9 protein-coding genes and 1 pseudogene are annotated in these 8,988 nt (G+C 49.4%); 6 read left to right on the top strand and 4 right to left on the bottom strand.

All coding sequences use genetic code 11. The annotated features are described in order from the left end of the window. The 3 genes and pseudogenes from J0895_RS07505 to J0895_RS26295 all read right to left on the bottom strand — a co-directional run. Positions 1-377: pseudogene (locus tag J0895_RS07505) on the bottom strand (hypothetical protein); the annotation flags it as partial. 321 nt (positions 378-698) lie between these two features. Beyond that, positions 699-1,103, bottom strand: a complete 405-nt coding sequence (gene psb27 / locus J0895_RS07500; RefSeq protein ID WP_207087487.1) for a photosystem II protein Psb27 — start codon at positions 1,101-1,103, stop codon at positions 699-701. Between the two features lie 108 nt (positions 1,104-1,211). After that, positions 1,212-1,337: a hypothetical protein gene (locus tag J0895_RS26295; protein WP_277989798.1), complete on the bottom strand. Its 126-nt coding sequence runs from the start codon at positions 1,335-1,337 to the stop codon at positions 1,212-1,214. A gap of 394 nt (positions 1,338-1,731) precedes the next feature. Between J0895_RS26295 and gpmI the strand changes: the two genes are divergently transcribed. The 4 genes from gpmI to J0895_RS07480 all read left to right on the top strand — a co-directional run bounded on the left by gpmI (position 1,732) and on the right by J0895_RS07480 (position 5,889). Next, entirely contained in the window at positions 1,732-3,330 is a 1,599-nt protein-coding gene (gpmI, locus tag J0895_RS07495; RefSeq protein ID WP_207087486.1) for a 2,3-bisphosphoglycerate-independent phosphoglycerate mutase, read from the top strand. 130 nt (positions 3,331-3,460) lie between these two features. Next, positions 3,461-3,694, top strand: coding sequence for a preprotein translocase subunit SecG (secG, locus tag J0895_RS07490; protein WP_207087485.1), 234 nt, complete (start codon positions 3,461-3,463; stop codon positions 3,692-3,694). A gap of 235 nt (positions 3,695-3,929) precedes the next feature. Then, on the top strand, positions 3,930-5,300 hold the full coding sequence (locus J0895_RS07485) for an MATE family efflux transporter (RefSeq protein ID WP_207087484.1): 1,371 nt from the start codon (positions 3,930-3,932) through the stop codon (positions 5,298-5,300). A gap of 118 nt (positions 5,301-5,418) precedes the next feature. Then, positions 5,419-5,889: a tetratricopeptide repeat protein gene (locus J0895_RS07480; RefSeq protein ID WP_207087483.1), complete on the top strand. Its 471-nt coding sequence runs from the start codon at positions 5,419-5,421 to the stop codon at positions 5,887-5,889. 233 nt (positions 5,890-6,122) lie between these two features. On the opposite strand, the gene J0895_RS07475 is transcribed toward J0895_RS07480, so the two are convergent. Continuing rightward, a complete protein-coding gene (locus J0895_RS07475) occupies positions 6,123-6,323 on the bottom strand; it encodes a hypothetical protein (RefSeq protein ID WP_207087482.1) in 201 nt (66 codons plus the stop codon). Between the two features lie 311 nt (positions 6,324-6,634). Here J0895_RS07475 and J0895_RS07470 point away from each other — a divergent pair, with 311 nt between their 5' ends. Beyond that, positions 6,635-6,778: a hypothetical protein gene (locus J0895_RS07470; protein WP_207087481.1), complete on the top strand. Its 144-nt coding sequence runs from the start codon at positions 6,635-6,637 to the stop codon at positions 6,776-6,778. A gap of 96 nt (positions 6,779-6,874) precedes the next feature. Beyond that, positions 6,875-8,599, top strand: a complete 1,725-nt coding sequence (locus J0895_RS07465; RefSeq protein ID WP_207087480.1) for a glycoside hydrolase family 10-like protein — start codon at positions 6,875-6,877, stop codon at positions 8,597-8,599. Positions 8,600-8,988: the final 389 nt, after the last annotated feature.

The following is an 8,988-nucleotide window of genomic DNA, read 5'->3' as shown; positions in this document are numbered from 1 at the left end:
TAGAAGGCTTCGAGATAGACTTGGTTGTAGCCCTTGTTCACGATTCTATCCATGAGCGCGTCTAAGGCTCCGGGTTGAAGATCGCAGGGATACAGGCGTAACCAGAGGGCTTGATTTTGGGGCCAAGTTTGCTGGCGACAGTCTTGTAAGCGTTCGGCTTCTTTGACCAGAAAGGCTTGATAGCGATCGCGGGCCGCCTGATCACCTTCGAGGGTGGCTTGGCGCAGTTGTTCTTTTTCAGCGATATCTGCTGGAGAAGCCAGACAGGACCCTCTAACTTGGGACTGGGCCGGTTGGCTCCAGAATGTGGGACTCACGATCGCGGTTAGAACTGTTGCCAGGAAACCGCGATAAAAATGCTGCCAGTCAAGCGTCATCGCTGTTTTAGGTTTAAAAATTTTTTTGAGACGATTAGACATCAGGTACTCGTAAAGAATCCATGCAGAAGTTTCTCAGCACTGTTCAGTTGTATCTTAGTTTTTCAGCATGATTGCCAGCCTTTGATTAGATTTGGGTTGGCAACGATCTCTAAGCGCCAAGGGTTCCAGGTTGTACCCTTATCCCTAAACTGGGGGGCTAATAGATGGATTGACTCATTTTTTTGGGCGAGGGCAATGTTGCGATCGCCCAAAAAGGACCCGCACAAGAGGAGTTCACTCTCAACTGAGCAGCCCTATCCCGGATGGGAGATTACCGGATTAAGTTCCTCGACTCAGTGCCGATTCTACCTGGTTTAACTCCTGTTCGAGACGATCTTTCAACTTTTTAGGGACCGGACGGTTGGGATAGGAATTATAATGTCCCGCTAACCCGTTCAATGCGGTTTGCATGGTGGTGAATGAGGCCAGCTTCGCCACGGACTCATTCCGACGATAGAGGGCAAAAAACTCATTGATTCTTAGACGGGCATCGTTCTGAGCCGAGGATTTCTCTGGGGAATCCTCCGGCAGTTCGATCGCCGTTCTCATACTATTAACCAAGGACAGGGTATCTTGGCGATAATCGCCAGTAAGCAGTCCATTACCCGAACAGCCCACCAAGGCGATCGCCATGACCAAGACTAGGGCCAAGAGGCGGGACCAATATTGTTTTAGGGGGATCATACAAATCAATCGTGCTATCAAAATTAACGTCTATCGTATCCTGAATTGAGGAGTGGCGATCCCATTAAGGATTAGAATTTTTTGGGGCATTCATCAACTTAACCCCGGTCAAATGGCTCCACCCTGGGTGCGATCGCCTGTCAAAACAGTCCCCTCAATTCTGATGGGTTCATCCTTCCCACTGATCAGCATTTGAGAAACTTGTCCTCGATTGTAACAGATTGTTAAGAACACTCTTCAACAGAATCGAGATCAGCTAGGAACGAAAATTCCCCAAGAAGGCGACGGGAATACCCTGAGCGCCCGGTCAAAAGTTGCCCTACAGATTAAGCGTTACAATAGAACCATTAACTGAATGTGGTTCACCCAAATCCACTTCAGGTTGCCCGAGTTCCAATCAACGGGTGATCTGCGATCGCAGAATTTTTAGTACCCTGGGTTACAGGGGAATAAAAAATACCTGTAGAGTCGAAGCGACAAGAATGCCGGTAACGGAATCAAGTCAACAGACTATCAAGCAGGAACTCCGGAGCACAAATCCGCGGAATCTCCATCTCCATTGCATGGCAGTGGGAAGCAGAGAAGTCATATTATTAAACAGAAATCACGAATCAAAAGGTCAGTAAATATGGCACAAGAGCCTGTTTCTCCAGTGGTGCTAGTAATTTTAGATGGTTGGGGAGTCAGCGAATTAACCACAGGAAATGCTATTGCTGCTGCCAAAACACCCGTGATGGACAGCCTTCAGGCCGCCTATCCCAATACAACAATTCGCACATCCGGGAAAGCAGTGGGACTGCCGGAAGGTCAAATGGGCAATTCTGAAGTCGGGCACATGAATATCGGGGCCGGTCGAATTGTCAAACAAGAACTCCTGCGGATCACCGATGCGGTAGAAGATGGCTCCATCTTGAACAACCCGGCACTCGTTAAAGTTTGCCAAGACACTAAAGAAAGAGGTGGAAAACTCCACTTCATGGGGCTTTGCTCCGAGGGAGGGGTCCACTCCCACCAAAATCATTTAATTGGACTACTCCACCTTGCCAAAGCTCAAGGTCTCACCGACGTTTGTATTCACGCCATCACTGACGGTCGGGATACCTCTCCCAGAGACGGCGCAGAAGCCCTGGGAAAAATAGAAGCAGCCGCCCAGGAAATCGGCGTGGGTCGCATCGTTACCCTCAGCGGTCGATATTATGCGATGGACCGAGATAACCGCTGGAATCGGGTAGAAATGGCCTATAAAGTCATGACCACCGATGGACCCGGTGACGGTCGTTCCGTCATTGAACACTTAAAAGAGTCTTACACCCAGGACCTCACCGATGAATTTGTCCTACCCATTCGGATTGCACCCGGAGCCGTAGAATCGGGAGATGGGGTCATCTTCTTTAACTTCCGTCCCGATCGCTCCAGACAACTCACCAGCGCCTTTGTAGACCCGAATTTTCAAGGATTTGAGCGGGAGAAAATTGCGCTCCTCTGCTTTGCCACCTTTACCCAATACGATTCTGAACTACCTGTATTGGTAGCCTTTGAACCCCAAAACCTCAGCAATATTTTTGGAGAAGTCGTCTCCAATCACGGTTTGCGGCAGTTGCGGGCCGCAGAAACGGAAAAGTATGCTCATGTCACCTATTTCTTTAACGGCGGTTTAGAGGAACCCTTCGAGGGCGAAGACCGAGAATTAGTGCAGTCGCCGATGGTGGCAACCTATGACAAAGCCCCGGAAATGTCTGCCGAAGCGGTCACCGATGTGGTGATTGCCGGGGTGAAAAAACGGATTTACTCCCTGGTGGTGGTGAACTACGCTAACCCGGATATGGTCGGTCATACGGGAAATATCGAGGCCACCATTACCGGAATCCAAACCGTAGACCGATGTTTGGGTCGCTTACTCGATGCGATCGGTCGCGCCGGAGGCACTACCTTAATCATTGCCGATCACGGCAATGCTGAATATATGATCGATGAAAACGGCAACCCCTGGACTGCTCACACCACCAATCCAGTCCCCTTGATTCTCATCGAAGGAGAAGGTTGGAAAATTCCTGGACATGGGACCGAAGTCAAACTGCGAACCGATGCCTGTTTAGCCGATATTGCTCCGACTCTGTTGGAAATCTTACAACTGCCGCAACCCCAGGAAATGACAGGACGTTCTGCCATTGAGTCTCCAGCCTTCAACCTTCAGTCTTCTCGCGAACCCCTGCGAATTCCCGTTTAGGATGCTCAGGGTCATCCACTGCGGTTTGTTCAAGGTCATTTTAAAATTTGAAATTGACAAATGACCTTGAACAAATCAGAGTAAATAAAGAAGCACTCAATTTCAACGATTTACCCAGGTATCGCTGTACATGAATATCTCAACTTTCGTCCAACTGATTTGGCTATTGTCGGCGATTAGTTTAATTATTTTAGTCTTACTCCACAGCCCGAAAGGAGATGGAATTGGTGGGATTGGAGGACAAGCTCAACTGTTTACCAGTGCTAAAAGTGCAGAAACCACTCTCAATCGCATCACTTGGGCATTGACGATTATTTTTATGGGCTTAACCGTGATTTTAAGTGCCGGATGGCTTGCTCCTTAAAACGCGATCGCCCCTTGAACAATTCACTCCTATTTAACCCGGTTTCCCCTCAGAAGCCGGGTAATTTTTCAGTTCTACAACCGCCCCTCCCTGGCCCCGCATCTGCTCAGGTGGGGCTAGTAGTAACGCATTCAGGCGTTCTCTTTCTCTGTTTGTAGTAACGCCTTCAGGCGTTCTCTTATCTTTATTCCTCATAACAACATCTTTCACCTGTTGTTCCTCCTGAATCCCATTCATGAAATTGTTCAAACCGAGTCTAGCCAATGCTCAGACCCTAACAGATCCGATCGCCATCGGACGTGCCGTACTCAAATTAGCGACCCCGGCGATCGCCCAACTGCTTCTACAAGCATTGGTTTTTCTCGCCGATCGCGCCATGTTGGGCCACTACAGCAGCACCGCCTTAGCCTCTATGCGAATTAGCGGACCCCTGCATTGGTGTCTCTATAGTACCCTCTCTGCTTTTTCTGTAGGGACGATCGCCCTCGTCGGACGCGCCGTGGGAGCCCAAGATAAATCCCTCAGTAACGCCACCCTGCGCGCTAGTCTGCTGCTGGCATTCGGGACTGGACTGGCGATCGCCCTCGGTAGCACCCTCGGTTTAAATCCCCTCCTGGCATATCTTCCCTTCGGAACCCCTCAAGTCCAAGAAGCTGCCCAAGATTACCTCCAGATTATCTTCCTGGGAATGCCTCTGCAATTGCTCTCAATTGTTGCGGCAGCAGCATTGCAAGCATCAGGAAATACTCAAATCCCCTTAAAAGTGGGACTGGTTGCCAACGCGGTCAATATTCTCCTCAACTACTGCCTGATTTTCGGCAATTGGGGTGCACCCAACTTGGGAATCGCGGGTGCAGCGATCGCCAGTGTCACCGCAATGGCAATTAACACCGTGATTTTAGGGATAATTTTGTACCGAGGGACTCAGCAGTTAACCTTGCGCGATCGCGGAGGGGAACTTCCCGCCTTGCGTCGATTATTCCGGATCTCAGTCCCAAGTTTCAATGAACGCCTGTTTCGCAGCTTAGGCTATCTGGGGTTTAGTGCGGCGATCGCCACCTTGGGAACCGAAGCAATGGCTGCCTACGAGATTACCTTGGGGATTGAGGAAATTTGCTACTACATTGCCGAAGGATTTGGCATTGCCACAGCGGCGATCGTTGCCCAACAATTAGGGGCGAATCGACCGGATCAAGCCACCACCAGCAGCATCATTGCCACCGGATTAGCCGTTTGCTGTTTGAGTTTGGGTAGTCTATTATTTTTGGGGATTCCGGAGGTATTGTTAGGAATTTTTTCCAAAGATGCCGAGATTATTGCCGCTGCAGTGCCTTGTTTATATATCGCCGCAGTCGCGCAACCGTTTATGGGGATGAGTATGGCGATCGAGCAAGCACTCCGAGGTGCTGGAAATACGAAAACGGCCTTTTATGTCTCGGCGATCGGCTGGTTTGGGGTGCGATTATTTGCCACCTATATCTTTGCGTTTGTTTTGAATTGGGGATTAGTGGGGGTGTGGATCGGTTCTACTTGTGATTGGATGATTCGGGCGATTATCTTGGCGATCGTGTTTTGGCGAGGCAACTGGCGTGAGGTGACAGTCTAGGGGAACCACCCTTGGCGATCGCCGCCATCGATTTCTGGCATCCTCTGAGGTAACCCGAGGCGGCATAATAGAAATGAGCCTCTGCTCGTCCACCTTCAGTGCTTTGAGCGCAGCTTTTATGGATAGATCCTCGATAGAACCGTTACTGGAAGACCTGAAAAACCCAACGGAGAGAGTGCGCGATCGCGCCACTCAAGAGCTTTGGCGAATCTGGTTCCACCAAAAAGGCGTCTATGGGTTGGACTTTCTCCAACGTGCTCAAGTGCTGCTCGATCGCGGCAATTTGAAAGAAGCAGAGGCAATCCTGACGGAACTGATTGAAGATCAGCCGGATTTTGCCGAAGCTTGGAATCGACGAGCGGTTCTGTATTACAGTATGGGCGACTATTACAAAGCCATAGAGGACTGCCGCATGGCGATCGAACTCAATCCGGTTCATTTTGGAGCGCTACATGGACTGGGATTATGTTATGCCACCCTAGGAAAGTACCGAGAAGCAATTCAGGCATTCCAACAAGCCCTCGCCATTCAGCCTTTTGCTCTGATTAATCAACGCTTAATCCTGGAATGCACAGCTCGATTGAGTTAGGGTCAGGGGTGATGGGTCCAAAGCAGATTGAACCCTGAATTCTAAAAAAAACTACACGAAACTCGTGTAGTTAAAACCCAAATATCTCAATAAATTGTTAATTTAAAAAGGGATTTAAAGTTGAATTGATGAGTGCATTTAATGTTTGAATCTTGAGATAAAGACGGTCATGGTTTAAATTTTGAATCGTTTTTAGAAAGCATCAGGGGAGGACAGGTCGAGGGCTGGGTCGATTACTCGGAGACTTTAATCCATCCCCGGCGTACAGCGTGCAGTAGGCGGTCGATCGCCGCATAGTCTTCAGAGTTGAGGGGATTTTCTAAAAGGGCAAGCATCAAATCTTTCCGTTGATTGACGGTTAGAGAACCGGCATTCCAGGCTTGACCGAAGACTTCAGCAATCAGGGAGGTGGAGTAAATGGTGGGTACTTGCATATTGAGGTGTTGTTGAACTCTACCCTTTTAATATGTCCTGAAATTCCAGATCCTACAGCGATCGCAAGGGTGGGTAGCTCGTGATAATCGTCAAAGGTGGGAGTGATTTAAAGCCAATGGCAACAGAGGACCGGATCATCTCTCTATGATGATCTGCGTCACCGGAAATCTGGAACCGGCTCCCTCCGAGGCCAAGTTATCATCCCCCAGGAGCCAATCAGGGATAAAGGGTTTAAATTCTCAAGGAAGTCAATTCTAGGAAAAGATCTGGATAGACCGACGGCTCTGGCGTATTGCTAATCCAGACGAGAATGCCACCCAACCTAGAGAATCGCGATCGCCTACGAGAATCACTGGATTCTATGGGCGATCGCCCGACCTCTGGGGAACAGAAAGCAAAGCCTGGAACTGCGGGTAAATCGGTTCGGTCAGCATCTCGAAGCCTTCAAAATTAGAGTAGCTCCTGGAATGATAAAATTCCCAATCTACGCTAACGTTATTAAGATTGTTGATGCAACGCGGGGTATCCAGCGGGATAGATGATGAAATTGATGCGCTTAGTATTCCGAATTTTCCAGCAAAAACAACCGAAGCGCCGAATGGGTGCGACAGGCCATTTATCAACAAACCTGTGGTCCCTATATCGGCACATCGTTCGTACTTTTTTCACGGGAAATCCACTCAAAATTCAGTTTGCCCTCTGGGGTTGTTTACTCTTGCTCTTGCTCAACGTTCCACCGGGGACCGCGCAGTATCCGCGCCCAGTGATGCCGCCTGCGGTGGCACCCCCCACTGCAGTCCCTGCACCCATCAACAACCCTGGAGTTGAGCCGAACTCCCCTGACATTACCCAACTCCCATTTCCACTCCAAGGCGATGATCGGGTTCAAAAACTCGTCAGCGTCGGCCATCAGCACGAATTTCGAGGGGTCTGGGTGGCATCGGTGGCTAACATTGACTGGCCCTCCGCTGGCAATCTGTCCGTAGATCAGCAAAGAGCGGAACTGGTGAAAATCCTCGACCAGATGCAATCTTTAAATTTGAATGCCCTGGTCCTCCAAATTCGCCCCAATGGAGACGCCTTTTATGCGTCGCAAATTGAGCCTTGGAGTGGATGGCTGACGGGAACTCAGGGACAAGCGCCCCAACCTTTTTATGACCCCCTGGAGTTTGCGATCGCCGAAAGTCACAAGCGCAATATCGAGCTTCATGCTTGGTTTAACCCCTACCGCGCTAAAATGCCGGGAGAAAGATATGCCCTGAGTCCCAACCATATTGCCTCCATGTATCCCCAATACGCCTATCAATATGGGGATTTACTCTGGATGGACCCCGGGGTCAAAGAGGTCCAAGACCGGGCTTATAACGTGATTATGGATGTGGTCCGTCGCTATGATGTCGATGGCATTCATATTGATGACTATTTCTACCCCTATCCACAAGAAGGGGTTCGTTTCCCCGATAACGCGACTTATGCCGCCTATCAAAACAGTGGCGGAACCCTTGGACTCGCCGATTGGCGCAGAAAAAACGTCAACGATGCGATCGAACGGATTTGGAATGGGATTAAAACCGAAAAACCCTACGTTAAATTTGGGATTAGCCCCTTTGGAATTTATCGTCCTGGAAAAGCTGAGGGAATAGTCGGGTTTGACCAATTTGATGGACTCTATGCCGACGTTAAAAAATGGCTGGATGAAGGTTGGCTCGATTATCTGGCCCCTCAACTCTATTGGCGGATTGACCCACCCCAACAAAGCTATCCGGTTTTATTAAACTGGTGGAGTCAAAATAATCCCCTGCGCCGTCATATTTATGCCGGAAACTATCTCAGCAAACTCGATGGCAGTGGGTGGCCGATTTCTGAATTTGAAAGACAGGTGGAAATTTCTCGCCAAGAAGTGGATAAACTTTCCCTGGGCAATATTTTCTTTAGCATGAAAGTGTTTAATGAAAATTGGTTAGGAATCAACGAGCGTTTTAGAGCGGCAGTCTATCCGTCTCAGGCGCTGCCTCCTACTATGCCTTGGTTAGATGCAGTTCCTCCAGCAGCGCCAACAGGTGTCCGTGTCGGTGATAATGCGATCGCCTGGAATTCTGGCAGCAATGATATTCGTTACTGGACAGTTTATCGTCTCAACGGCAATCAATGGCAACTGGTCAAAGTTCTGAATTCTGCTACCAATTCCATCACCGGATTGCAACCGGGAAGTTATGCGGTTTGTAGCGTAGACCGTATGGCCAATGAAAGCCCTGGTGTGGTAGTTTCTTTGTAACTTAAAATTAGCATAAAAAAGCCCCACACGTTCAAATGTGGGGCTTTTTTTATTATTGTTCGTAGTAACGACTTCAGTCGTTTCTTCCATACCGACGTAAAATTAGGGAGAAAAATTGTTATCTTATACGGAATTTCGCAATACTGATAAGTCTATAAAAACGAGCGGCGTCAATCTGTATTTGTAGGGGCGCAATGCTTGCACCCATTGTAGGGGCGCAATGCTTGCGCCCCTACAATGGGTGCATCTCACTGTTGCGAGTGTTGAGCCAACCCCTACCCCGACCCAGCCTTCACCACCCCGCCCTACGGGCACCCCTCCAGAGTCACCACCCCGCCCTACGGGCACCCCTCCAGAGTCACCACCCCGCCCTACGGGCACCCCTCCAG

It is taken from the genome of Phormidium pseudopriestleyi FRX01 (assembly GCF_017313335.1).
In the GTDB taxonomy this organism is placed as follows: Bacteria; Cyanobacteriota; Cyanobacteriia; order Cyanobacteriales; family Laspinemataceae; genus Laspinema; species Laspinema pseudopriestleyi.
Note: the sequence above shows the minus strand (reverse complement) of the source record. Positions and strands in the feature narration are given on the sequence as shown.

Coding starts and splice junctions, on each gene's coding strand:
- psb27 (WP_207087487.1), bottom strand. CDS start 1,103: ATGATCCCCCTAAAACAATATTGGTCCCGCCTCTTGGCCCTAGTCTTG.
- gpmI (WP_207087486.1), top strand. CDS start 1,732: ATGGCACAAGAGCCTGTTTCTCCAGTGGTGCTAGTAATTTTAGATGGT.
- secG (WP_207087485.1), top strand. CDS start 3,461: ATGAATATCTCAACTTTCGTCCAACTGATTTGGCTATTGTCGGCGATT.
- J0895_RS07485 (WP_207087484.1), top strand. CDS start 3,930: ATGAAATTGTTCAAACCGAGTCTAGCCAATGCTCAGACCCTAACAGAT.
- J0895_RS07480 (WP_207087483.1), top strand. CDS start 5,419: ATGGATAGATCCTCGATAGAACCGTTACTGGAAGACCTGAAAAACCCA.
- J0895_RS07475 (WP_207087482.1), bottom strand. CDS start 6,323: ATGCAAGTACCCACCATTTACTCCACCTCCCTGATTGCTGAAGTCTTC.
- J0895_RS07470 (WP_207087481.1), top strand. CDS start 6,635: ATGCCACCCAACCTAGAGAATCGCGATCGCCTACGAGAATCACTGGAT.
- J0895_RS07465 (WP_207087480.1), top strand. CDS start 6,875: ATGCGCTTAGTATTCCGAATTTTCCAGCAAAAACAACCGAAGCGCCGA.